Origin of the sequence: Wolbachia endosymbiont (group A) of Andrena helvola (assembly GCF_964028415.1) — a bacterium.
Taxonomy (GTDB): domain Bacteria; phylum Pseudomonadota; class Alphaproteobacteria; order Rickettsiales; family Anaplasmataceae; genus Wolbachia; species Wolbachia pipientis.
The window spans coordinates 36,375-61,797 of record NZ_OZ034779.1; the positions used below are offsets into that span (position 1 = coordinate 36,375).

20 protein-coding genes, 1 tRNA gene, 1 other RNA gene and 3 pseudogenes are annotated in these 25,423 nt (G+C 33.9%); 11 read left to right on the plus strand and 14 right to left on the minus strand.

Going from position 1 to position 25,423, the window contains the following annotated elements:
• The first annotated feature begins 69 nt into the window (after positions 1–69).
• From ABWU73_RS00215 to ABWU73_RS00225, 3 genes are all read left to right on the plus strand, one after another.
• On the plus strand, positions 70–237 hold the full coding sequence (locus ABWU73_RS00215; protein ID WP_006013840.1) for a twin-arginine translocase TatA/TatE family subunit: 168 nt from the start codon (positions 70–72) through the stop codon (positions 235–237).
• Between the two features lie 126 nt (positions 238–363).
• On the plus strand, positions 364–1,017 hold the full coding sequence (locus ABWU73_RS00220) for an exopolysaccharide biosynthesis protein (protein WP_007302768.1): 654 nt from the start codon (positions 364–366) through the stop codon (positions 1,015–1,017).
• A 114-nt stretch (positions 1,018–1,131) separates the two neighbouring features.
• Positions 1,132–1,794: an exopolysaccharide biosynthesis protein gene (locus ABWU73_RS00225; protein ID WP_265017814.1), complete on the plus strand. Its 663-nt coding sequence runs from the start codon at positions 1,132–1,134 to the stop codon at positions 1,792–1,794.
• Positions 1,795–1,819: 25 nt separating this feature from the next.
• Here the strand turns inward: ABWU73_RS00225 and ABWU73_RS00230 are convergent, their stop codons facing one another.
• Positions 1,820–3,016: a hypothetical protein gene (locus tag ABWU73_RS00230; protein ID WP_265017813.1), complete on the minus strand. Its 1,197-nt coding sequence runs from the start codon at positions 3,014–3,016 to the stop codon at positions 1,820–1,822.
• Positions 3,017–3,335: 319 nt separating this feature from the next.
• On the opposite strand from ABWU73_RS00230, the pseudogene ABWU73_RS00235 reads away from it, so the two are divergent.
• Both ABWU73_RS00235 and ABWU73_RS00240 read left to right on the plus strand, forming a co-directional pair.
• Positions 3,336–3,727, plus strand: a pseudogene (locus ABWU73_RS00235) (recombinase family protein); the annotation flags it as partial.
• A gap of 69 nt (positions 3,728–3,796) precedes the next feature.
• Positions 3,797–4,957: a recombinase family protein gene (locus ABWU73_RS00240; RefSeq protein ID WP_353285527.1), complete on the plus strand. Its 1,161-nt coding sequence runs from the start codon at positions 3,797–3,799 to the stop codon at positions 4,955–4,957.
• Between the two features lie 517 nt (positions 4,958–5,474).
• On the opposite strand, the gene ABWU73_RS00245 is transcribed toward ABWU73_RS00240, so the two are convergent.
• The 5 genes and pseudogenes from ABWU73_RS00245 to ABWU73_RS00265 form a co-directional block, all read right to left on the minus strand.
• Complete coding sequence (locus ABWU73_RS00245) at positions 5,475–6,971, minus strand: collagen-like protein (RefSeq protein ID WP_341810250.1); 1,497 nt, start codon at positions 6,969–6,971, stop codon at positions 5,475–5,477.
• A gap of 513 nt (positions 6,972–7,484) precedes the next feature.
• Positions 7,485–7,640 (minus strand): hypothetical protein, encoded by a 156-nt coding sequence (locus tag ABWU73_RS00250; RefSeq protein ID WP_153296799.1) that lies wholly within the window; start codon positions 7,638–7,640, stop codon positions 7,485–7,487.
• A gap of 17 nt (positions 7,641–7,657) precedes the next feature.
• Positions 7,658–9,244: pseudogene (locus ABWU73_RS00255) on the minus strand (peptidase M2); the annotation flags it as partial.
• A 3-nt stretch (positions 9,245–9,247) separates the two neighbouring features.
• A protein-coding gene (locus ABWU73_RS00260; protein ID WP_156518237.1) for an IS5 family transposase occupies positions 9,248–10,011 on the minus strand; the annotation gives its coding sequence in 2 pieces (ribosomal slippage) (positions 9,248–9,657 and positions 9,657–10,011; 765 coding nt in all).
• Positions 10,012–10,053: 42 nt separating this feature from the next.
• Positions 10,054–11,895: a hypothetical protein gene (locus ABWU73_RS00265; RefSeq protein WP_341811079.1), complete on the minus strand. Its 1,842-nt coding sequence runs from the start codon at positions 11,893–11,895 to the stop codon at positions 10,054–10,056.
• A gap of 250 nt (positions 11,896–12,145) precedes the next feature.
• On the opposite strand from ABWU73_RS00265, the gene ABWU73_RS00270 reads away from it, so the two are divergent.
• From ABWU73_RS00270 to ABWU73_RS00280, 3 genes are all read left to right on the plus strand, one after another.
• Positions 12,146–12,218: transfer RNA gene (locus tag ABWU73_RS00270), tRNA-Val, on the plus strand.
• Positions 12,219–12,229: 11 nt separating this feature from the next.
• Positions 12,230–13,141, plus strand: a complete 912-nt coding sequence (locus ABWU73_RS00275; RefSeq protein ID WP_083250476.1) for a cation diffusion facilitator family transporter — start codon at positions 12,230–12,232, stop codon at positions 13,139–13,141.
• Positions 13,142–13,193: 52 nt separating this feature from the next.
• A complete protein-coding gene (locus ABWU73_RS00280; RefSeq protein WP_138264899.1) occupies positions 13,194–15,071 on the plus strand; it encodes a hypothetical protein in 1,878 nt (625 codons plus the stop codon).
• Here ABWU73_RS00280 and plsY read toward each other — a convergent pair.
• The 6 genes from plsY to recA all read right to left on the minus strand — a co-directional run bounded on the left by plsY (position 15,062) and on the right by recA (position 21,201).
• Positions 15,062–15,640, minus strand: a complete 579-nt coding sequence (plsY, locus tag ABWU73_RS00285) for a glycerol-3-phosphate 1-O-acyltransferase PlsY (protein WP_010963004.1) — start codon at positions 15,638–15,640, stop codon at positions 15,062–15,064. The two genes, ABWU73_RS00280 and plsY, sit on opposite strands and share 10 nt — an antisense overlap.
• Positions 15,641–15,652: 12 nt before the next feature.
• A complete protein-coding gene (locus tag ABWU73_RS00290; RefSeq protein ID WP_155969383.1) occupies positions 15,653–17,119 on the minus strand; it encodes an alanine/glycine:cation symporter family protein in 1,467 nt (488 codons plus the stop codon).
• A 1-nt stretch (position 17,120) separates the two neighbouring features.
• Positions 17,121–18,464 carry an alanine/glycine:cation symporter family protein gene (locus ABWU73_RS00295; protein ID WP_038199325.1) on the minus strand — a complete coding sequence of 448 codons (1,344 nt, stop codon included), beginning with the start codon at positions 18,462–18,464 and terminating at the stop codon, positions 17,121–17,123.
• Positions 18,465–18,486: 22 nt separating this feature from the next.
• Positions 18,487–19,257: a CDP-alcohol phosphatidyltransferase family protein gene (locus ABWU73_RS00300; protein WP_015589351.1), complete on the minus strand. Its 771-nt coding sequence runs from the start codon at positions 19,255–19,257 to the stop codon at positions 18,487–18,489.
• The gene (locus ABWU73_RS00305) at positions 19,254–19,946 is read right to left on the minus strand and encodes a phosphatidylserine decarboxylase (protein WP_007548750.1); all 693 of its coding nucleotides are present in this window, start codon (positions 19,944–19,946) and stop codon (positions 19,254–19,256) included. The genes ABWU73_RS00300 and ABWU73_RS00305 overlap by 4 nt, the downstream gene beginning before the upstream one ends.
• A gap of 187 nt (positions 19,947–20,133) precedes the next feature.
• A complete protein-coding gene (gene recA / locus ABWU73_RS00310) occupies positions 20,134–21,201 on the minus strand; it encodes a recombinase RecA (protein WP_265024078.1) in 1,068 nt (355 codons plus the stop codon).
• A gap of 624 nt (positions 21,202–21,825) precedes the next feature.
• Between recA and ABWU73_RS00315 the strand changes: the two are divergent.
• Positions 21,826–22,787: pseudogene (locus ABWU73_RS00315) on the plus strand (J domain-containing protein).
• Here ABWU73_RS00315 and ABWU73_RS00320 read toward each other — a convergent pair.
• Together ABWU73_RS00320 and ABWU73_RS00325 are read right to left on the minus strand one after the other, a co-directional pair.
• On the minus strand, positions 22,755–24,044 hold the full coding sequence (locus ABWU73_RS00320) for a bifunctional folylpolyglutamate synthase/dihydrofolate synthase (RefSeq protein WP_022626401.1): 1,290 nt from the start codon (positions 24,042–24,044) through the stop codon (positions 22,755–22,757). The pseudogene ABWU73_RS00315 and the gene ABWU73_RS00320 overlap by 33 nt on opposite strands.
• Positions 24,041–24,631 (minus strand): phospholipid-binding protein MlaC, encoded by a 591-nt coding sequence (locus ABWU73_RS00325; RefSeq protein ID WP_341810253.1) that lies wholly within the window; start codon positions 24,629–24,631, stop codon positions 24,041–24,043. Before ABWU73_RS00325 ends, ABWU73_RS00320 begins: the two co-directional genes overlap by 4 nt.
• A gap of 116 nt (positions 24,632–24,747) precedes the next feature.
• On the opposite strand from ABWU73_RS00325, the gene ssrS reads away from it, so the two are divergent.
• Positions 24,748–24,908: non-coding RNA, 6S RNA (gene ssrS, locus ABWU73_RS00330), on the plus strand.
• 19 nt (positions 24,909–24,927) lie between these two features.
• Positions 24,928–25,389, plus strand: a complete 462-nt coding sequence (locus ABWU73_RS00335; protein ID WP_010963012.1) for a type II toxin-antitoxin system RatA family toxin — start codon at positions 24,928–24,930, stop codon at positions 25,387–25,389.
• The last annotated feature ends 34 nt before the right edge of the window (positions 25,390–25,423 follow it).

The window sequence follows — 25,423 nt, forward strand, 5'->3', positions numbered from 1 at the left end:
AATTTATGTATCACTTGGCTTCAGTCAAGTTTTAATACCTAAAAGTTAATATTTTCAACGGAGGTACAAATGAGTTTAGGTCCATGGCAGCTGTTTCTAGTCTTAATAATAATCTTAGTTCTGTTTGGTGCAGGTAGGTTACCACAAGTTATGGGTGATTTAGGCAAAGGCATTAAAAACCTTAAACAAGAACTTAAGGATTCAGAGAAACTATCATCTAATGAACCAGATCGTTAGCTTCCTTATGTTTCGTGACACGCACTAAAGTGCGTGTCATTTGTTTAAACAAGGCTAAAGAATTGAAGAGGTATGATTGAAGTACAGTAATAATTATGTTAGTTAGAATGTTATTAAAGGTTAATCGTGGAAGAAAGTGAGAAATTGACTGAAGATAAAAAATTGGCCTCTGATATTCTAAAAGAGGTTGCAGATACCAATAACAACGATAGTGATAAAGTAACATTGTTCGACATCAAAACAGCTTTACATGAGCGTGGTTTTGGTATTTTAATAATCATCTTCTCTTTACCGCTATCAGTACCTATACCTGTTCCACCTGGCTATACAACCATTCTTTCTATACCTTTAATCTTATTTTCACTGCAGCTTCTATTTGGGTTTGATTCTCCTTGGATGCCTAATTGGCTAGAAAGGAAATCTTTTCAACGTTCAACACTAGCTCTCGTGGTAGAGAAAACTTCACCTATATTAAAAAAAATAGAAAAGTTCATGAAACCAAGAATGTCTTTTATTTTTCTTGGTCCGGGTGAAAAGATTCTAGCTTTTATGATGTTGCTTTGTGCAATAATAATAGCTCTTCCATTACCTTTTACTCACTTCCTTCCTGCAATTGGTATAACTCTTATTTCACTCGGCATTATGGGTAAAGATGGATTTTTATCTACGTTAGGAGTGTTAGTTTCATTCTGTGCGTTATTGGTTACCCTTATTGTAATAGTTAAAGGACCAAAACTTATAGCCGGAACACTTTCTCTTCTTAAAAGCCTTATAACTTAAAAGCTTTACAACACTTTAATAAAAGAATGAAGTACAGCATGAAATGAATAATCGATATTGAAATATAGCAATAACTATGTTAGTTAGAAGTTATATTGTTATTAAAGGGTAACTGTGGAAAAAAGTGAGAAATTGACTGAAGATAAAAAATTGGCCTCTGATATTCTAAAAGAGGTTGCAGATACTAATAATAACGATAATGATAAAGTAACATTATTTGATATTAAAACAGCTTTACATGAGCGTGGTTTTGGTATTTTAATAATCATCTTCTCTTTACCGCTATCAGTACCTATACCTGTTCCACCTGGCTATACAACCATTCTTTCTATACCTTTAATCTTATTTTCACTGCAGCTTCTATTTGGGTTTGATTCTCCTTGGATGCCTAATTGGCTAGAAAGGAAATCTTTTCAACGTTCAACACTAGCTCTCGTGGTAGAGAAAACTTCACCTACATTAAAAAAAATAGAAAAGTTCATGAAACCAAGAATGTCTTTCATTTTTCGTGGTCCTGGTGAAAATATTTTAGCATTTATAATGCTGCTTTGTGCATTATCGATAGCAATCCCACTTCCTTTAACTAACTTCATTCCTGCAATTGGTACAACTCTCATTTCACTGGGTATCATGAGCAAAGATGGATTTCTCTCTATAATGGGAGTATTAGTATCATTGTGTGGGTTATTACTTACTCTTGTCGTAATAGTTAAAGGACCACAGCTTATATTTGGAGCATTTTCTTTTCTAAAAAGCTTTGTATATACTATGATATAACCATAGTATATTTAAACTTAAAAGATCAGCAATTTGCTCGTGAAAGGATTTTAAGACCATAAGATTGTTCTATATGTTTCTTCAGTTCCTCTCTTTCCTTTTTATTGAGTGGATGCTCTGAATAATAAACTTCCCCACTTATTTTGAAAGAAAATGTTACCTTTTTGTTTTGGAACATTACTTTAGCTGATTGAATAGATTGTAGTATATTGCCAATAGATGACTTTAAAATATGTAACTCTGGTGCAATAGGATCATACGGCTTTACACTCAAAGTAAGATATGTATTACTATTTTTGAAATAATCTGACTTAAAATTTAACTCAAATATACAAATATTAGGGTCAGAACCCTCTATACATGCTTGAAGAAATTTATGCACTTGTAGTGGAAAGTTCTTATCCTGTATATTTACAAAAGTACATTCGCAGTTAAAATAACCACTTACAATACTATTTGCTATTTCCACAGCTTTATTAGTATTTTTAGCACAGAGATTAACCTTTGTACCATCAAGCGAAAAATCTAAAATCATCCACTCAGGTTTATGACCATGAACAACTTTGTTTGAATTAAGCAGTAAATCCATGTCACTTCCTCGACGTACAAACATATATATTCGATCTTGATGATGGAAAAAACCCTGCAACTGGTCATCATCTTTAAGTATCTGCTCTACGGCTTCTTGTGACATAAATTCCTTAAATGAAGTATTTATTTGTCTTGGTGATTTCTGTAGAGCAAATGATACGAAACCTTTCTTTTGTACTTTATCAAAGTGATAGACAAATTTTAGAAGTTTGCAATTTATGTGAAATAGTAAAAACAATAAGGATCTTTTATCATACTTAGTGTTATTTTTTATCAGGTATGATCTCATTAACTCTTGAGTAAGGGCAAATCTTGCTACTTCACTGACTGTAGCCTCAAGCTTTGTACAATCAAAGTAGCTAATGAGATAATAGTTAAAAAGAGAGTCAGAGTAACTGGTAAGTATCTTACGTTTTTGTTGAGTGGATCTATCGTCATAATCTCCGTCCTGAAAAAGTTGTCCATTTAAATGATTTTTAAAGCAATGCTGAAAAATGATGCTCAGTTGTTTACCAGAAAGGGAATCTAACCAAGATTGACGTATATTATAATCCTGAAAACGTTCTAGTAAAAGGTTGACCGGAACTTCTAAATCACTTTCCCAGAATTCGTAACTTGGATGAACATTCATACCATATTAAATAAGCTATATTATACATAATATGACAATTCAAGCAAAGATTTTTTGGACATAATTTTTTCAAATCTTGTATATTTAATTAGGGAGAATTTGTGTAAACTAGATAGCTTTCTTAAATGGAACATAAGGTGTGCATTGGTTTAGTTTAATAGAAGTCTCCTAACCTATAAAAAAATTCACAGAAAGAAAAACATGCAAAAAGGGGAATTAACTATTAATTGCCGTTATGAACCTCACAGGTTGGCGGGTACATATTTGGCAAATGCTTATGAACAATTATTGAAATGTAAAACAAAGGAGGTAGAAGAAAATGACAACGGTAAGCTTGTATGCAAGAGTTTCATCAAGACAACAGGCACAGGAGAATACAATAGAGAGTCAGATTGTAGAATTGGAGCGTCGCATTGGTAGTGATGGACATGAGTTATTAGATGAGCATAAGTTTGTCGATAATGGTTATAGTGGATCAAATTTAGAACGTCCTGGCTTAGAGAGTTTACGTGATAGAGTAGCAGAAGGTAAGATTGATAAGATATATATTCATTACCTGATCGGTTATCACGCAAATCTGCATACCAAGCGCTCTTACTCGAAGAGTTTAGAAAAGCAGGTTCAGAGGTTGTTTTCTTAAATCATAAATTTGAGGATAACCCAGAATCTAATATGTTTTTAGGAATTCAAGGATTAGTAGCAGAGTATGAACGTGCAAAGATTATGGAACGTAATCGCAGAGGAAAACTTCATGCAGCTAAAACTGGCCGTATCAGTGTAATGAGTAATGCACCTTATGGTTATCGCTACATAGCAAAACATGTAGGTGAAGGAAGTGCTCAGTTTGAGATTAATGAAGAAGAGGCAAATGTAGTACGCAAAATATTTAATTGGGTTGGTCAAGAAAGAATAAGCATCAATGAAGTTATACGTAGACTTAGCGAGATATCGGTAATAACACAAACAGGAAAGGAACGTTGGAAAAGAAGTACTATCTGGAAGATGTTAAGAAATCCTGCTTATATAGGACGAGCAGCTTATGGTAAAACTAAGGCATGCTCGAAGCCACAAGTAAGGAAATCAAAAAAAGGAACTTGTGGTAAACTCAAAAATGGTCATTTTAGTAATGATAAAGAGAACTGGATTTACGTTCCAGTGCCAAAAATAATCAGTGATAATTTATTTGATTCAGTGCAAGTACAGCTAACTGAAAATAGGCAAAGGGCAAGAGCTCGAGAAAGAAAAGAAACTTTTTTGTTGCGGAGTTTAACAGTATGTCAGCGTTGCCAATATACTTATTGTGGTGTATATAGTAGAAATAAACGTTATTCTTACTACCGTTGTTCTGGCTCCAGGTTTAATGGCAACAGAATATGTGACAATAAATCAATACGCACTGATGTATTAGATGCAGTTATATGGGAAGAAGTCAAGAGTATACTAAAAGAGCCAGATAGGATTGCAAATAAATATCAACGTAGATTGTCAGAGAACAAAAAACCTCTACATAATCAAACACGTGAAAAGCAAGAAAGTAAGTTAAGATTAAGTATAAAAAAATTTATAGATAGCTATGCCAAAGGGTTTATAAGCCAAGAAGAATTTGAGCCAAGAATTACAACAATGAAACAGCATTTAAAAGAAATTGAGGAGGAAAAAGAAAAAGTACTTGATCAAAAGAAATTACAACAAGAATTGAGCCTTGTTACAGATAGCTTGAAAAACTTTTCCTCAAGTGTTGAATCAAAACTTGATCTGGTAGATTGGCAGACTAAGCAAAATATTATTAGAATGTTAATTCATCAAATTGAAATCAATCACAATCACTTGTATATAGTATTTCGCATAAAAAGTCTTGCAAACTTTGATCAAAATAGCCATAATAGAATTATGCAATGTTGTACTAGTCGTACAGACACTGGGATCCAGGAATTTTATTAAGTTAGTAAGCATAAAAGTAGCCGTTTTATGTTAAAATACAACATTTTAATGATTATGAAAAGGCTGGATTCCAGCGGGCTTTGTTGCATCGCTAGCTATGATGGATTAAAGATAAAAAAGATGGAGAATATCAGTAGCTTATTATTCTGGTATTTATAATAAGAACGGTCAGTGAATACCTAAATTTGAGTAAAAGAAATTTCACTACCACTCACTAATCTGGCTAAAATTCAAGAATTTCAATGCTTTAGCTATTTTCAATAGAATTAAATTTATTAATATAAATAATAAATTACTATTCTTAAATTTGATCAGATTGATTGCAAAAAAACAAGATTTTCAATAGGTTGCTTATAATTCTAACTATAGTTAGCCTTTCATAAGTAGCGATGCAACAAAGCCATTCCAGCGTCACGCGCTGGAATGACATTGTAGGGTGTTATCCGAGTCCTTTTTCCGTCATCAGAGGACCATATGACGTCATCCAAGTAGCGTGACTACTTGGATCTAAGCTGTATTACCAAGTCCAATTAAGTGCAGCATCATCACTTGTTGGAGGCTCAAAATACGGTTGTGACATTTCCTCTTGCACAGCTCTTTTAAATTCTGGACTTTGTATGCTTATCTCTGTTACATGCTCTTGTAAGGCTTTCTCAGTAGCTATTTCAGCAGCTGTTGGACTTTTACCATCTGCTCCTGTCTCCCCTTTTAGCCCTTTACCTCCTAAGAACACCTTTGCTGTTTGATCATTTTTGTCACCATACGCTGTGTCAGTAGCATCAAGAAATCCTCCTAATTTATCTACTAAAATTGATTTGTCGCCGTCTTTTGCATCAAATATAGCATTCACGACATCTTTCGCTGCAGCTTTTGTTTTAAGCTCTGTAGCTTTAACAAAAGCAGTCTCTGCAGCAGTTTTAGTGTAAACTTCATCGGCTGGAGCAGCTTTAATATATACCTTATTTGTAAAATCAGGAGAAGCAGTTATAGCATCCACAACAGGCTGTTTTACTACTTCTGTTTTTAGCGTATCTGTAAGTCCTAAAGTTTTAACAAATGCATCATCAACACCTTTTTTGGTATAGATACCTTTATCATCATCACCTTTTGCTAATTCTGGTATTAAAGCATCCACAACAGCTTTTTCTGCAACTTTTGTTCCAAGATCTGCAGTTTTAAGAAACGTGTCATCAACACCTTTTTTAGTATAGATACCATTATCATCATCACCTTTTGCTAATTCTGGTATTAAAGCATCCACAACAGGCTGTTTTACTACTTCTGTTTTTAGCGTATCTGTAAGTCCTAAAGTTTTAACAAATGCATCATCAACACCTTTTTTGGTATAGATACCTTTATCATCATCACCTTTTGCTAATTCTGGTATTAAAGCATCCACAACAGCTTTTTCTGCAACTTTTGTTCCAAGATCTGCAGTTTTAAGAAACGTGTCATCAACACCTTTTTTAGTATAGATACCATTATCATCATCACCTTTTGCTAATTCTGGTATTAAAGCATCCACAACAGCTTTTTTTGCAACTTTTGTTGCAAGATCTGCAGTTTTAACAAACGCAGTATCTGCATCATTTTTAGTGTATACTTTATCGGTAAAATCAGTAGAAGCAATTATAGCATCCACGACATCTTTCGCTGCAGCTTTTGTTTTAAGCTCTGTAGCTTTGACAAAAGCAGTGTCTGCATCAGTTTTAGTGTAAACATCTGCAGTATTAGCTTTGTTGGCTAGATCAGCTGCACCAGCTTTCTCTCCTAGCTCAGCATCGACGTAATTCTTGTCAGCTTTTTTTGCCAACTCATCATTTACATTTCTTTTAGTGTAAACATCTGCAGTATTAGCTTTCTTTCTCAACTCATCATCCACACCTTTTTTAGTATATATACCTTTATCATTAGCACCTTTATTGAGTTCCACTATCAATTTTCCTAAAAAATTTTTGTTAGTTGCAAGGTTTTCTATTGTATCTATTGTACTCAATTTTTCACTCAACGCCATATCACCCTCCATTAATTACAAAAACCATAGCATGCATGAAAATAGTATAATTTTCGTTAATGTTAGATTTTACATAAGATTTCCTTGAAACTTGTTGTTTCAGAATTCTTCTCTTGTCATTCAAGTGTGTAGCAGATGATGTCATTCCAGTCTGGAATCCAGCCTTTATTATGCAGCCACTTATTTAAAGTTAAGTTTTCTGGATCCCAGTGGGCTTTGTTGCATCGCTAGCTATGATGGATTAAAGATAAAAAAGATAGGGAATATCAGTAGCTTATTATTCTGGTATTTATAACAAGAACGGTCAGTGAATACCTAAATTTGAGTAAAAGAAATTTCACTACCACTCACTAATCTGGCTAAAATTCAAGAATTTCAATGCTTTAGCTATTTTCAATAGAATTAAATTTATTAATATAAATAACAAATTACTATTCTTAAATTTGATCAGATTGATTGCAAAAAAACAAGATTTTCAATAGGTTGCTTATAATCCTAACTATAGTTAGCCTTTCATAAGTAGCGATGCAACAAAGCCATCCCAGTGTCTGGGCACTGGGATGACACCGAAGGGGCTACTCGGATGACAAACCCTGTCATTCCAGGGCGTGACGCTGGTTTCCATCCAAGACGGCAGTGCTTGACACTGGAATGACAAGAAGAGGGCACTGCCCTCCTTGTATGTATTAGATATAGGCCGAGTTGTGGTCGTGATAAATGTGATCGCTTGCGCAATCGAACATTTTCACAAAACCATTCTCTAGATAAAGATTATATTCGTGATGTTGATCTGATAATACAATATTATCTTGCTCCCCTGAATTGAAATGACTTGAATCTGACAGCAATTCGTAATTTGGATTATCTATTTTACTAATGCTGTTTATTACTTTGCCATTACCACTTGATATAGCTAAACTATAACTATCACCATCCTTCATTATCTTGATGGACACCTTATCTTCAGGTAACACTATAAGCTTCTTTGTGCCACTATCGTGGATTACGAATTTGCCTTTTTCAAAATAGTATTTGTCTTCCGGCAAAGCACCAACCTTATAATCTGATGTGTGCAGTTTGTTCCAAAAATATAACACAGATTGCTTTTCTGCTCCTTCCGCTCTATCATACAAGGCTTTCACATCATTATAATTTATCGTTACATTTGCCTTATGCTTCCCTTCTGAGTCCTGCTCGTAGCTCTTTTCTATTTTGAGAATTGTGTCTTTTAATACTACCTGTTCTTGCTCTTTCTCCTCCACTGAAGCTGACCTTTTTGCCCTTGTTGGGATTTGTGGCTGATCAGACTGCATTTCACTATTGTCGTTTGATGCAGTTTTCTCTTCAGCAGCTTGTGCAACAACATTAGTAGTACTATGAACTTCTGTCTTAGTTTCACTTACTTGCCCTTTTGGACTTTCGGTTTGTTTCTCTTTTGTAAATATTCTCTGATAGTCCGTGTAGCCTCTATTAGTATCACCGATATCGCCACTGCCTTGATCAAAAGTTATTTTTTTACTTCCATTTCCCATATCTTCAATTTCAACTTGAGGAGAAACAGATGCTAGGAAATCGTTATAACTGTAGTTGTAGTCAGCAGAAAAGAATATTTTCCCTTTGAAATTGTGAAAGTTATTAGACAACATTCCAATTTCTTCATCACCATCAAACAATTTTACTTTAGTGAAATATGTTTGATCTTTTATTCTAACTATTTCACCGCTGGAGTTTCTTTGTATGTGATAATCATTTGGGTCGTACTTTATAGCAAAAAGTTTGCCAGAGCCATATTTCTCTAAGTTTATAAGGCCCACATTTACATGTTTATGGGAATAATCTCTCTTTTCATATTCATGTGCAAATATTGGATCTATGTATCTATATTCATCTGATATATTTGGCATACCTATTGGATGTTCATTTCCATCTTTCGTCACCGGAACAAGCTTATATGTTCCGTCTTTTTCCACTAATTTTAGATGAGTAATACTTTGTGGTAGTTGAAACCTTACATTTGCTCCATGGTCATGAATAAATAGATCACCTTTTTCGGTAATATAAAAGCCCATATTTTTGAATGTATGTAAATTTTCGCCTCCTTGTTTTACAACCGCTTCGTGTACATCGTCGTCTGTCCTATCTGTTCCCTTATTATCCAGTAGTTTTCCTTTTTCTACGATTACTCCATTTGCCTTTTGCTCATCAGAATATTGGGCATGCTCTGAATCCTGATGATTCAAAATTTTGGTACCTCTAAGAACCTGTCTTGAAAGGAGTTAAGCAGCTAATTTAGTAAGCATAGAAGTAATCATATTAAATAAGATATTGTTTTTTGAAGTAAGAGGAGAATGCTCGTAATCCTTGCTCATGCGTCTAAAATTGGAAAGCCAAGCAAAGGTTCGTTCTACAATCCAACGTTTAGGAATAACCTGAAATCCTGTATCAACCAATTTCTTGGTAATCGTTAGCAAACATCCAGTTTCCAACAAACATCGATTTTGTAATTTACCTTTGTATCCTTGATCAGCAAAAAACTTACGTAATGTTGGAGCTTTGCATTTAGCTTGAATAAAAAGATTGGTAGCACCATCACGATCCTGAATGCTTGCGCTGTGTACCTCTGCAGTAATTACAAGACCTAGTGTATCTACAATAATATGGCGTTTTCTACCCTTTATTTTTTTACCGGCATCATATCCTCTTGATCCCCTTTTTGAGTCGTTTTCACTGATTGACTGTCAATTATACCTACTGAAGGTGTTTCATTTTTACCAACCATTTTTCTTACCTCTTTTACTAGCATGTCATGTATTTTTTTCAATTTTCCATTATTACGCCACCTGATAAAATAGTCATACACCGTTTTCCATGGGGGAAAATCCTTTGGTAGCATTCTCCACTGGCAACCACCCCTCATTATATACCTTATTGCATTAATAATTGTTCTGATGTTATGTTTTCTTGGTCGTCCTATCGCTCCTTGTGCAACATAGGGCTCTAAAATTTCCCATTCCTTGTCACTTATATCACTTGGATACAATTTACCCTCCTATTTTTTGCTTACCTCATCATACTCTTTTCTTTATTCCCTTTCAAGACAGGTTCTAAGGAGCAGAGAATCTAAATCTTTTTGGATGTGTCCAGTGCTAGGATGCAACAATTCATTTTCATGTAAATGCGCTTCATCAAAGTATTCATCGCGTTCAACTGTTCTGCCATCTATTAGGGAAGCTTTATAATGACCATTTTCTTTTGTAACTGCCATGTAAGCACCGCCTTCGTATGAAACATTTAAGTTGTGCAATATATCCTCAAAAACGAAAGTTTCTTTAGTTTGGCCTTCAACTTGCTTAAAAAATCCTGATTCGCTCAATAATTCTCCAAGCTTTGTATTTCCGTCATATATAGACAGTGCACCCATATCTCCTTGACCATGAGCTTGCATAGAAAAAATCTTACCTTCTTGTAGATCAATATGATTTGTACCTCTTATCAAGTTTGAATCGATGTTGATCATCTCTCCTAACATCTTTTCTACGTCGATGTTCTTAGTCGCTTTTACTTGTTCTAAGCCAGTGTTTATGGTTTTATCAAGTAAGGTACTTTTTAATTCCTCATATTTGGAGGGAATTGAATAATATTTGTCTGAATACTCTTCGTAAGAAATCTTCCCTTCGCTATATTCTTTATTTATCTTGGGATATTCCATTTGCCTCTGCTCATCCAGATTTTTTAATGCATCATCATAAGCTTTCTTTAAATTTTCATCATACTTTGATAGCATTCTAAAAGCCTGATTTTTATACTCTAGACTGTTTCGGTACTCATTACCTTGTTGGTCAGAGTAAGTTAGTTTATCCTGTCCATCGGAAGTTTTTACTACCTTGAGGAAATGATATTCCTTTGATATATCAAATGTATCATTTGTTGCCCTATTTATAGCACGAGCAACATCATAAAATGCAACGTGTTCTACAGGAGAAAAACTTCCAACGTTTTCTCCATCCATTTTTTCTATATTTGCTTTATAGTAGGATACGTTTTTAATTTCTCCACCCACTATTTCTTGACCAATTGCTATGAAATCTCCTTTTGTAACTTGCAAAGCGTTGAGATGTTCCATTGCAGTTTCTGTATCATTCTCAGCAAGCCAACTTTTGAAGTCAGTATCGTGTCCTTTTATGTCTTTCAAGAAACTTTTTGACTCATCTGAGTTACCTTGACGTAAAGCATCTAGGTAGTCTCTTAATAAACTAGGATCTTTTTCCTGTAAGTACATTATCAACGCATGACCTGTTTTATAAACCAAGCTATTTGCTTCGCTGTCCTTTGAGTATTCTAAACTTAAAATTTTATCTAAATCCAAATTTGCAGCTTCAGTTTTGTCGATACTTGATCCTTGAGAATTGAATTTATGATCTGAATGATGCTCAAAGTAGTCTGCAATTCCTTCCATTAATACTGTAGGTAAAGATTTGCCTCCTGTAGCCAAGTAAGTTAAACCATGTGCAAATTCATGCTGAAGGTTATGAATGCCACCTTGCTGGTAGACGTACATTTCAGCAAAAACGTCAGCTTTCCCTTTGTAGTAACATTTACCACCTTCGTCTCCAAGGTAAGAACCGAAACGCTCGCTTCCGCCAAGGTGAGTGTAATCATCCTTGTCATCAAACATGTAAATTTTAAATGTTTGTTCTGAACTGCCGCGTTCTAACTCGAATGCGTTTTTAAAATTAGTAGCTGTTTCTCTTATCTCACTTTCAATGTTAGCAACTTTACTTGCTCTTAAATTGTGAGAATAAACCTCTACTTTAATATTTAAATCTTCAACTTCTATAACATGTGGCGAATTAAACCCTTTGCCGTTATTGTTGAAATATTCTGCTTTAGTTATATTTTTATTTACTTGTTGACTAATTGTCATAATTTTAACCTCTAATTTGCTGATCTTTCAATATCAAGCATAAAGTAATTTCCCTAAAAAAAACGTAAATCCCTGTATTAATATAATTTATATCTTAATAAATAAAGTATAGATAGTTAACTTAATATGTAAAATTTAGAATATGGCTGAAATTCTATACAGCTATATTCCGGAATCACATTGGACAAGGACAAAAGCAAAGTGGTTTATTGACTTTCATTCCACCAAAGCACTATACTAAAACCACGATGGGTAATTAGCTCAGTTGGTAGAGCACTTGCTTGACGTGCAAGCGGTCGCTGGTTCGAACCCAGTGTTACCCACGTTTTTGTTTATGAAAAGATTTTATATGACAGCAGTGCATAACGGTAAACACTCAGCAGCGCAGTCCAAGCGCTTAATCTATTCCATAATAATAGTTGCGATAACAATGTTTATGGAAATAGTAGGTGGAATAATTTCACATTCGCTTGCTCTATTATCAGATGCAGGGCATATGCTCACTGACCTCTTCGCCTTGGTTTTAAGCTGGTTAGCACATAGGTTTTCAGCTAAGAAATCCGATTTGCAGAGATCATACGGATATCATCGGTTGCAGATAATTGCAGCATTTGTTAATGGTTTAACTCTATTCCTCATTGCAGTAATCATTATAATTGAGTCAATAAAGAGGTTTATTTTTCCAGTCAATGTTGAGTGGAAAGTAATGTTAATAATTGCTACACTCGGTCTTGTCTCTAACATAATAGTCTTTTTTATATTACATAGTAAATGCGAGAGCAATATAAACATAAAAAGTGCTGTACTACACGTTATAGGAGATATTTTAGGTTCTGTAGCTGCTATACTTGCATCTATAATTATCATGCTTACTGGATGGCAAATAGTAGATCCAATCTTATCAGTATTTGTTAGTGTGATAATTCTAAATAGCGGCTATAAAATTCTCAAAAATTCTTGCCATATACTCCTTGAAGGTACGCCTGAGGGTATATCTGCTGAAGAGATAAAAAGTAAGATCACATCAGAATTACCTGAAGTGATAGATGTGCACCACATACATACATGGTCGCTGTCTGATAATTATTTTATAATTACCATGCATGCTAAAATAAAGCAAAATGTGCAGCACACCAATGTTTTATATGAAATAAAAAAAATATTGCTAGATAAGTTCGAGATAGCACACTCTACAGTCGAGATCGAATACGATGAGTGTGCGGATAATAAGATACTTAAACATTGACGTTTTAAATTATTATGCTATTACTAGAGTGTAATGATGTTGAAGGTAAGCTATGATAGGTATTTCTCAAATACAATTTCCTTCAAAGGATTCTAGTAAGCTAAAATTTGTTAGCTACTTTGGAGCTTTTGTCTCGTTAAGCATTATCACTAATCCTGTTAATGTTCTTTTTTCTCTTGGTACTATGTTCTTCAGGTCTGAAATTAAAACTCTTTATATCTACAAAGAAATAAAAACGGCAAAACAGCAAAAAATGAGCAAAAGGGAATATTGGGAAATATTTTTTAAAAACAATACAATCAAGGTAGCAGCCTTCCTCTTGTTTTCTGCTTTCATAACATATCTAACTTTCACTACCACTTTCTTGCTTATTTCGTTACTGGGAACTATACCACTTACAATGCTATTAATTTTATTGCAGAGTGAACTAAGGCCAAAAGATTTTAACCCATTTACGCTGCTTAAAGCTTCTATAAATTTCTTTTTGGAAGGTATAAAAGAGAATTTACGTGGTATGGTTAATAGTTTTGATGTTAAGCTTGAACATTTACTGCCCCATCAATTAAATGATGATATCATTAAAAATATTGATAAATTAAAAGGTAAGTATAGTGAACAAGTACCTGAAGACGTAATCAAAAATGATGAATATATTCAATTCATTGGATATATAAACAATTCATATGAGTTTAGTGATGAGGATAAAGGAAGAGTAATTGCATTTTTAGATGACTTTTGCAAAGATGATCAAAAGCATAGCTCCGGCTTTACAGGTGGGCAGGTTCTGCTTTTAGTTTTAAGGGCTTGCAATGATGGAGACGGAGAAGCCGTTAAGAGTAAAAAGGATGCATTGATTTCTAATTTAATTGATAGCCAAACTTTCTCTAGAAAAGAGCGAATTCCTAACACTTGCTTCACCGGTATTATCTATAGAATGTTAAGCACGCTAGAGGGTATTCATCCTGATCCAGAAATTAGATTTACTCCTCCAAGGGAAATGTTGCTCTCAGAAGCACAAAATAAAGCACGTGAGTTTATGTTAGACAGGTTAAAAAACAAGAAAAACAATAAAGAAATTCTTAAGGCTTGGTATGACGTTCAAAATGGTTATGAAGACGATGAAAGTCAAAAAATAGTTGATGATTTTATTTCAGAAGTAAGTATTCCTTTAATGAGAAAATTATTGAGTATTACTTCTCAATATAGTGAACAAATTGTGCTGACGTTAATGAAAAATATTAGCTCTATAAAGTTAAATAAATTACAATGTTGTGAGCTGGTTCAGCACATGAGAAATAAACTGCAGGAGCATGATTTAGATGACCAAGAAAGTTTACTCGAAAACATCGGAAAAAAAGTATTCTTAGAGCTATTAAATCGAGATCTACTCGAGACAGATTTTTCTCTCAAGGATTCATCTTTGGATGGAGCTAAGAGAATAGCTAATAAGATAATAGAAGAAGAAGTAGCAGAATTTAAATTAAAGGCTGAGAAGACTATTGAAGGTCAGATAATTAGCATGTTAGATGGGTTAAGAATGCTCCCAAGAGAAAAAAGATGTTATAGGGTATATGTAGAACTCAGTAAAAATAACGAAAATGATAAGGAAAAAATAAAGAAAATTTTGCAAGAAAGGTTAAAAGTAACAAAAGCAGCAATGGATGAAATGTTAAAAAAAGGAGCTTCACATAAGCTAGAGTTAGAAATTGAAAGTGTATATGAAGGAAATAAAGATCACGTTACTCAACTTTATGAAAAAATAAGAGAAACAAAAAAGGAATTCATTGAAGATGGTCTTTTAACACCTCAAGAAGTAGAGAATATAACAAAAGCAAAAATCATAGACTTAAACAAAGAGGACAAAATCATACCGTCAAGCAATTTGTCTCGTAGTTTAAGTGTCAATAATTTGGCAGTACATTATCTATAAAATTTATACTCTTTACCTTGCAGAAGATTCACAATATTTCTGTGGTGTTTTAGGAAGACCAGTGCTCCTATAATTAGTAATGTTAAGAACAAATTCCTCTGAAAAAAAAAGGACCATGCTACAGCCGTTGAAGTAGCACTGAGTGAAGCAAGGGAAGAGTATCTAAAGGCAAGAAAGACTATTATCCAAATTATTACGAATACTAAAGTAATATCGATGTTAAATGCTATCAGTATCCCTAGAGTGGTTGCAACGCCCTTTCCTCCACTGAATTTTAGCCAAATAGGAAACATGTGTCCTAAAACTGCTAAAATTGCAGATACATATATATAAAAATCGTTATTATCACAAAATTGTTGTGCTATATAAACGGCAATAAATCCCTTAAAGGAATCCAGAAATAATGCCAAAGCAGCAAGAAATTTATTTCCCGTCCTTGCAACGTTTGTAGCACCAATGTTTCCTGAACCTACTTCTCTTAAGTTTATCCCTTTTATTCTTGTAATGATTAAGCTAAACGGTATTGAACCGAGTATGTAGGACAGTATAAGGACTACATACTTTTCCATTATACCAAGAACCTAATTAATTTTATTATTCCTCAGCCTTTTTAGGTAGCACTGAACTTCATCGTTAATCTGATTACTAAACAGTATAAGCGCTGTCATGTTGATGAGAGCTAAACAAGAGAATAAAGTTCCACCGATATTGGCAATAGCCATTATATCTTTAGAAAGACCAGAGAAAAACGCCACAATTATTACCGCTATGCGGTATATCACTATACTTTTTGCACCGAATAAATATAGCCACCCCATTTCACAACAATATACAAACGAAATTACTGAAGAAAATGCAAACAAAGGAGCAGCTACTGTTAGAAGGATAGGAAACCATGGAGAAACTGTCTCAAATGCTTTGTGAGTAATTAATATTCCCTCACCAACACCTGTTTGGTATGCACCTGTTATTACTATTGTTATTCCTGTTAAACAGCAAATTAACATTGTGTCAAAGCATGGTTCTATCATAGCGACTAGTCCAGTTCTTACTGGTTCTTCATCTTTAGTTGTTGCATGAGTAATTGAAGCAGAACCAACACCTGCTTCGCTGGCAAAGATTGCCCTTTGAATTCCAGCAACAAATGCTCCTACCATCCCTCCGCCAACAGCATTGAAATCTATCATAGTGGAAAATAATATTTTCAACGTATAACCAAGGTTATGAATATTAAATGCAATAATAATAATACAACTAAAGATATATATAAGTGACATAATAGGCACTAGTGCAGAAGATACTCTAGCTATCCTTTTAATTCCGCCAATAATCACTAGAGCAAGCAGCGCAGAAATTATGGAAGAAAGAAACCAAGAGTGACCATCTACCCAACTTGAATAGCCAGATAATATTGAAACCATTTGGTTGGTTTGAAACGCTACACTTCCACCAAGACCTGATAATACAAAGAATACTGCATACATGGCAGCCAGCACAATACCAAGTTTTTTAAATCCAAATTCCTCCAGACCATTCCTTATATACTGAAAGGGACCACTAAACAATTGGTCCTGATCTTCTGTTCTATGTCTAAACGCCAACGTTACCTCAGCAAATTTTGCTGACATACCAAAAAAACCTGTAATCATCATCCAAGGCACCGCTCCTGGTCCACCCATTGAAACTGCAATTGCGACTCCAGCAACAGTTCCAAGGCCTACTGTGCTTGAAAGTGCAGTCATAAATGCCTGAAAATGCGTAATATGACCATCATGGTGATTCGTGTCATATTTTCCACATAAAATAGCAAACGCATGCTTAAACATTCTTATGTTGAGAAATCCAAAACGTAATGTTAGAAACACATAACCAAAAACTAGTAGAAGGATTATAAATGGCACGTAAAGGATCTTGAAAAACAGTACTTCATTCATGAAGTTATTTATTCCATTCAACACAGCGTCATAACTTTCGTAAAAACCTGAAGCAGCGTACACATCATTAAACAATAGGCAAAATAACACCATACAAAGCAATCTATAAATCATGTTAATACCCTTTAGAATTGTAATAAGAATCTATTGTATTCAAAACTTCCCTTCTTAGTAGATATATTGCAACAGCATTTGGAATCATAAGGCACATAAACAAACTGTCACCTAGATAAGATATAAATTCTATATTCTTTGACATACAGCTGATATACACTGAAACCACTATAAGAATTTGGAACGGTATCAGTATTTTTTTACTACCAAATAAATACAGCAAAGCAACTTCACAGTAGTAACAATAAGCTATTATTGTGGAAAATGCAAAGGAAAACATCATTAGCGGAAAAACTAACTTGCTGAACAAGGGCAAAGCTGTTGAAAATATCGAACTAATTAGTGTAATATCACCCACGTTATCAGTGCTATGCATACCAGTGATAATTATCACAATACCAGTCAAAAATGAGATTAATATTGTGTCTATAAGTGGTGCAATCATTGCAACGCACCCAACTTTAATTGGATCTTCTTCTTTTACAGCTGAATGTGCTATAGCTGCTGTTCCGGTACCTGCTTCGTTAGCAAACACTGATCTTCTCACTCCGGCTATTAATCCGCTCAATACTCCGCTTCCTATAGCTGATTTATTGAAGATATCTTGGAATATTATGGATAGAGCATTCAGCAAATTACTTCCGTTTACATAAATTAAATATATACACATACCCACATATAGCACTATCATAATTGGTGCTAAGCTCGTTGAAACGAAAGCAATGCGCTTTATTCCTCCCAATATTACAATAAAGACAAGCAGGGATATAATAATGGATGCGTTGTATTCTAGGAGGTTATTTGATAGTGCTGCTATTTGATTTGCTTGAAATGGTATACCGCCCAAAATCATTGCAATAAGTAGCATAATCGCATAAGTGAAGGCAAGAAATCTACCAGTTTTTGCAAATCCAATTTTTGCAAGCCCGTACTTCATGTAATAAAAAGCCCCGCCAGTTGTATTTTCAGAGCGATAAGTAAATGCAAGCACCACCTCGGCAAACTTTATCGACATACCAAGTATTCCGGTAATTACCATCCAAAAAACTGCACTTGGGCCCCCTATTGTGATAGCTATTGCAACTCCTGATATTGTTCCAAGACCAACTGTTCCTGAAATTACTGTTGCAAACGCTTGAATATGAGTGATTATGCCATTGTTGCTGTTATTACACTTTAGATTGAATAGCGTCTGTATTCCATATTTAAGTAACCTAAAGTTAATGAATTTGAACTGGGCAGTACAAAAGATTCCAGTTGCAATTACCCAAATAATTATAAATGGAATGTTGAATATCTTTATATACAGAAATGAATTTAATAGTTCACTTATCTTCAAAATCATGCAGTTTTCTATTTTTTGTTAGCTAACGAGTTTTATATGTAAAATATATGTAAAACCCGATGCTTATTGGAATAGTAAGTGTATACACTATACCTAAAATTGGTAGAGTCATCCAGGGCTTACTGATGAAAAATACAATAAGTACTCCAAAAAATGACACAAATATATAGGATAGGCTTTTGGGAATATAAATATATTTTGCAGAGAAAGTTGGAATGTGACTTATCGAAAAAAATGAAATGGCCAGAAAGTAACAAGCTACGTTTCTTGTGTTAAAAAATCGCTCTATGAGAAGTAAGTATTCACTCTCATGAGATTGAAAGGTAATAATTATTGGTAACAAAGAAAGTAAAGCACACACTGGAGCTGGAACACCAGAAAAGAAAAATTTTTCCCAGTATGGTTGTTCTGAGTGTAGCGAAACATTAAATCTTGCAAGTCTTATTGATATGCAGATTACGTATATCATTACTAAAATCCAACCTATGACTTTGATTTCGTTTAGCTTCCAAAAATACAAAAGAAATGCAGGCGCTGCACCAAAATTTAGAAAATCTGCAAAAGAATCAAGCTGGGCTCCAAAATCGCTAGTTGATTTTAGAATTCTAGCTATTCTGCCATCCATTCCATCTATTATTGCTGCAATGATGATAAAAATTACTGAGAATTCCCATTGTTCATTAAATGTAAATTTAAGTGAAGTGAGACCAGAACATAAACCCAATAAAGTTATAAAGTTTGGGAATAATTTAGTAATAGGTAAGAATCTACTGTTACTTCCATCGTTATTCATATAACGTCAAAAGTAAGCTTCTCTTGAACGTTTTCCTTATTTAAGTTTGCTATAATTGTTTCACCACCAATAACAGTTTGCCCTTCTGAAACTCTGACTTCTGTATCAGCAGGAACATAGATATTCACTCTACTGCCAAACCTTATAATTCCAAACCTTTCACCTGCTTTTACGTTCTGGGATATTCCTAAATTACAAACGATACGACGTGCAATTAATCCAGCTATTTGCTCCACAATAATTTCTTTCCCCTTTTCGTATTCAATTACAATAACCTGCTTTTCATTTTCATTACTAGACCTATTGCTCATTGCGGATACAAACTTGCCTTTTTTATAACTCATTTCCTTTATCGTACCAGATATTGGTATACGGTTCACATGGACGTTCAAAACACTTAAAAATATGCTAACAAGCGTAAACTTCTTCTCCTCTCCGTTTTCTGCTGATAAAGGATAATTAACTTCTTCAATTTTTGAAATCACACCATCAGCAGGACTTAATATAAGATTCTTATTGTTTGGCACAGCTCTTGCTGGATCACGAAAGAAATAAGTACACAATAATGTCGGAAACAAGCACGTAACGCCAAACCCCCAAGATATAGAGAATGCTATACACGTTACTATAAAGGAAACTACTATAAATGAATAACCTTCCCTGTTTATATTAGGTAAACCAAAACACATAATCTTATTAACAATAACCTATTGTTAACAATTTATCATTTATAATTTCTCATGAAAAGCTTTTTTTAACTGCTTCAGCAAAGTCTTTTTGATACAAGGTAACATTACAGATTGTTATATTAGCACATAGAATTACCGTCATACTGTAACAACCCGTCCAACACAAAATCTAATGCCTAAGTTTAGATCAGAAAACTGATTCTTCTAAAAGTTGCTCACTATCCTCGTCTATTATGATAGAATTATCATGATTTCTGAGTAAATCTCTGATTTTCGTTTCTATTTCATTTGCGACTTCTTTGTTTGTTTTTAGGTAAGTTTTTACATTCTCTCTTCCTTGCCCAAGACGTGTGTTGTTATATGAATAGTAAGCGCCTGCTTTTTCAAGCACACCAAGCTTTGCTCCCATATCTATTATTTCTCCGAGTTTTGATATACCTTCATTGTACATTATATCAAATTTCGCTTCTCTAAATGGAGGAGCAACTTTATTTTTTACAACTTTAACTCTTGTTTCATTACCTGTAATATTTTCTTTGTCTTTTATTACACCAACTTTTCTTATATCAAGCCTTACAGAAGTATAGAATTTTAATGCATTTCCACCCGTGGTAGTTTCAGGATTTCCATACACTACTCCTATTTTCATACGAATTTGATTAATAAATATCAATATACAGTTCGCTTTTGAAACGGCAGAGGTTAGTTTCCGTAGCCCATGACTTAGAAGCCTTGCTTGCAGCCTCATATGTTGATCACCCATATCACCTTCAATTTCAGCTCTTGGAGTTAATGCTGCGACAGAGTCAATAACTATCACATCAACCGCACCAGAACACACTAAATACTCAACAATATGCAACGCCTGCTCTCCAGTGTCTGGTTGTGAAATCACTAAATCATCAGTGCTTACCCCAAGTTTACGAGCATATAAGACATCCAATGCATGTTCTGCATCGATAAATGCGCATGATCCTCCTTTTTTTTGTGCTTCAGCAATCACGTGCAAGGCAAGAGTGGTTTTACCAGAACTCTCGGGGCCAAATATTTCAATTATACGCCCTTTTGGCAGACCTCCAACACCTAGAGCCGAATCAAGCGCAATTGATCCTGTGGATATTGTGTCTATTTTTTCTACAGGGTTTTGCTTCAACTTCATTATTGCACCTTTACCGAATGCTTTTTCAATCTGGCTTATTGCGTTATCTAGCGCTTTTTGTTTATCACTATTTCTTTCTTCTGGGTTACTTGCCATAGATCATTTATTAATTTATATAATTCTCTATGATAATCAAACGCGAATAACCTGCCAAGGTTTTTCTAGTATTTATGTATTATTTCAATGAAAAATATTAACGTTTTCATAAAGCAGATATTTGTTTGCCTTCGTTAGTAACACACTATACTTTAGTGTACGAACGTTGCAATTTGCAGCATAGCAGGTGGTGTCATCCAAGTAGCCAACACTGAAATGACTAAATTCGAAATGGCTACATGAATTTATTGTAAATTACTACCGTATAAGGTGCGATGCAACAAAGCCATTCCAGTGTCAGCTACTTGAATGACACCTCTTAGATGGGTCAGCTACTCAGATCTGCCATGAAAACTGCAACCCTAAATGTTGGAGCACTGTCGTACACTAAGCGCTGTAATGACAATTTTAGTCGCTTCATACACTTATCATGCTAGTCATAACAGAAATAATTTTTACCAAAGATATTTATGAAATAATTGACATAGTTTGGAAATATGTATATTATAGAACATTAATAGTTAGTTAATTTGTAGGTGTAATGTGGCTAGAAATGTTTTGAATGAAAATGAGTACCACGCTTTAAAGCAGTTGTTTTTAACATTTAATATTCAAAAGGAGGATGTGGTAAATTCTGACATTAAGAATATTAAGAAAAAGCTTAGTCAACAATACCGTAAATTATCGTTAAAATATCACTCAGATAAAAACCCAAACAATAAAGAAGCGGAGGAGAAATTTAAGGTTATTGCATTAAATAAGCCATTTTTTGAAGAATTTATAATAGAGCCATTGGAGAAAGGTCTCAATAAAAGAAATAATTTAATAAAAGAATTACGCGGTAAGTTGTGGAGTCGCAGTTATGAAGAATTGCAAAAATACTTAGATGATAAGTGCAGAAATAAACTCTATAATAAGCAGCAGTCAATTAACAATAATGTAACTGCTTATGTAAAATATTCTTCTTATTCAAATCTCTTAGGAGTTCTTTTAGTATCCTTCACATCAATTGCATTTTTAATAATTAATGGTATTTCTTCTAATGTACCAATAGCAGTAGGTTTTCTTGCTCCCTTGTTAGCAGGATCTATTTTAAATCTAGCTGTTAAGAGCATTTATACTAGAAATGGGAAAGAGTTTAATCATCAGACTAATATTTTATTATTGTTTAACTTTGACCAAGAATGCGAAAATTTTTCAAAGAGTGATAGGACTAAATTAAAGTGGCTAAAAAATTCAGTTATTTTGAGCAACACAATCTGTACATCTTTAATGTTTTTCGGTATGGGATTAGATTTAGTTGCCAACGGCTTTGGTATAACTAACTCTATGATGTTATCCGGCTTATTACTTTCATTACCTTCACGCTTTTAATTGTTACTTCACCTATTTTAAATGCTGCAAGTAATTATATTCTCAAAAAGACAGCTATAAATTCAATTGAGGAGCAATTTAAAGGTGATGATCAGTTTATAGAAGTCGATAACGAAAAGCCAAGCAGTACTATGAGCAATCAAAGTTATTTCCCCATCGGTCAGTTAATATCATCAAAGTTAGCTATTCTCCATAGCGAAGTCTCTAGCTAGGAACAATGAGCCACAGATTAGTATGGTTTTGACGTTTTGGGTAGAGGCTTTTAATATGTGATTTGATATTGCATCGCCAATTGATTCACATTCAACTGCTTTTATTCCTATGTTATTGGCTTTTTCCCTAATCAAATTTGTATTTGTTGCTTTAGGTTCAGACTTAACACAAACCGCACATAGTAGCTTGATATATGGCTTTAAGTGCTCTAAGAACTCTTCCACATTTCTGTTACTAGTAACACCAAAAACCATATAAATACCTTCAGCAAAATTATCTTTTACCCACTGAGATAGTACTCTAGCACCATCATTATTGTGTGCACCATCTAAAAATAATTGCCAATCTTTCGGTAGTAGGAAAATTAAATTACCTTCTTTTATAGACTCTAGCCGTGCAGGCCAATAAGTGCACTGTAAACCTGAAGTGATATCCTCTTCTCCAATATCAAATTCATACTTTCCACTTAAAATACTACATGCTGCAATAGCATTGCCTGCATTAATCACCTGATGATCACCCTTTAAAGATGGCAAAGGAAATTCTATTGATTGAATAGCTGATTGAAAAACCATTTTGTTGTTCTTTTTTTTGCAATTCCATTCAAGACCTCCTCTATACAAGGGAGATTTCTTATTTATTGCGTGGTGTTCTAGCGTGTTCACTATAGATTTTTCTTGCGGTGCTATTACGCAAGGAACATTAGGTTTCATTATTCCAGCCTTTTCACCTGCTATAATTTCTACAGTAGGGCCAAGATATTCCGTATGATCAAGTGCAATGGAAGTAATTATTGTTAAAATCGGATTATCTATAACATTTGTTGCATCAAGCCTTCCACCCATACCCACTTCAACTAAAGTTATATCGGCTTTATGACGAGAAAAAGCTAAAAAAGCTGCAATAGTTGCAGCTTCAAACAGAGTGATAGGTTGTTCTGCAATTACTGCACGACATTCTTCTAATAAGCTATATAATTCATTATCGTCGATATAGCTGCCGGCTATCACTATCCTCTCATTAAAACTCACTAAATGTGGAGAAGTGTATGCGTGTACCTTATACCCTGCTGCTTGCATTATATATCTTATAAATGCTAGTGTTGAGCCTTTCCCATTAGTTCCAGCTATATGAATTACGGGAGGCACTTTTTTCTCGGGGTTATCTAGTTTGCTAAGAAAGCCTTTTATGCGATCAAGAGAAAAATCATTCGGCCTGCTACCAAGTGGCTTAGGCCAATGAGGCATATATATCATGGATTGTTATTGCATTTTAATTCAGCTATAACGCTTGCTATGCCATGCGTGTCGATTTTTTCACTAAATTGATAACGTTGATTAATAGCAATACTTATTCCACTCATTACAACATCACTTATCAAGAAAGAACTGTTATTTTTAGTAACTTTAAAATCAATATTTGTAAATTCTTCATCACCGTAAGAAAATCTTATACCAATTAAGCAAGTTTCATCGTCAACTGCTTTTGTACTCATTATGATCATTTCACTATCATGCATGTATTTATATAAAATTTTAACGCACAAACGCGTAAGATACACTTCATACTCTCTTAAAAAATCTTCTTTTTCTTTTTGTTTAACTAAAGCCCAATGTTTTCCTATGACGAATTGCGATATTCCTTTGAGGTTAACATTGTTTTGAATGACCTCCTGAAGCTTTTTTTGCACACATTCCCGGTTTTTTTTATTCTCCTTTGTAGATATACCATCCACTTGTTGCTTCATAGTATGCACAAAAATTTTGTGATCTGTACAATTAGTGTAAGCACTTGAAGAAATTACAATAAAAACAATGATAGTTAAAACTTTAGTAATGTTCATAAGATATATTTATTAGCTATGATACTTAGAATGCAAAGTTTAATAAAGATTAAATAATAATCGCTAGCTTTAATATATCTATAGACACACCTTGTATAAATCATCTACAATTAATTAAGGGTCTGTTCTATGCGTTATGAGTTAAGTTAAATTTCCCGAGCGATAATTTCTAGTCAAGGGAATTGCCTCTGTTAATTTCGTTGAAATTGATACGCGATGCCCACCTTAACTTTAGTCTCAGGAATCTACTAAGGCTGACGGTAGATACGGATCCTATTTTGATTGGTTTAACATTTATGCTTCATCAATACAAAGAACAGGGTGTTTTCCTATGTTTGCCTAATGAAGTATTCCAAATTGTAATTGATGTTGAAAGGTATCCTGATTTTGTTCCTTGGTGCAAAGCCGTTTATATAAAAGAAAAAATTAACAACCAAATGGTTGTGGATCTCCTCGCAGCTTTTCATGGAATTAAAGGTAGATATACATCAGAAGTTACTTCTCTTTCTCCAAGTGGAACAAATGAAGGTTGGATAAAAGCTGTATCATCAAATGGAATATTTAAACATCTATACAATGAATGGCAATTCATTCCCATAGATGAAAATAAAACTATGGTAAAGTTTTATATAGAGTTTAAGTTTAAGTCCAACTCATTTTCCACTTTATTAAACTCAGTATATAAGTATACACAAAGTAAAATAATTGCTGCATTTAAAGATAGGGCTGAAAGCCTTGCTAAACAAAAGTTATCTTGACATTATTAATATAAATGTATAATTTTTTTTAGTA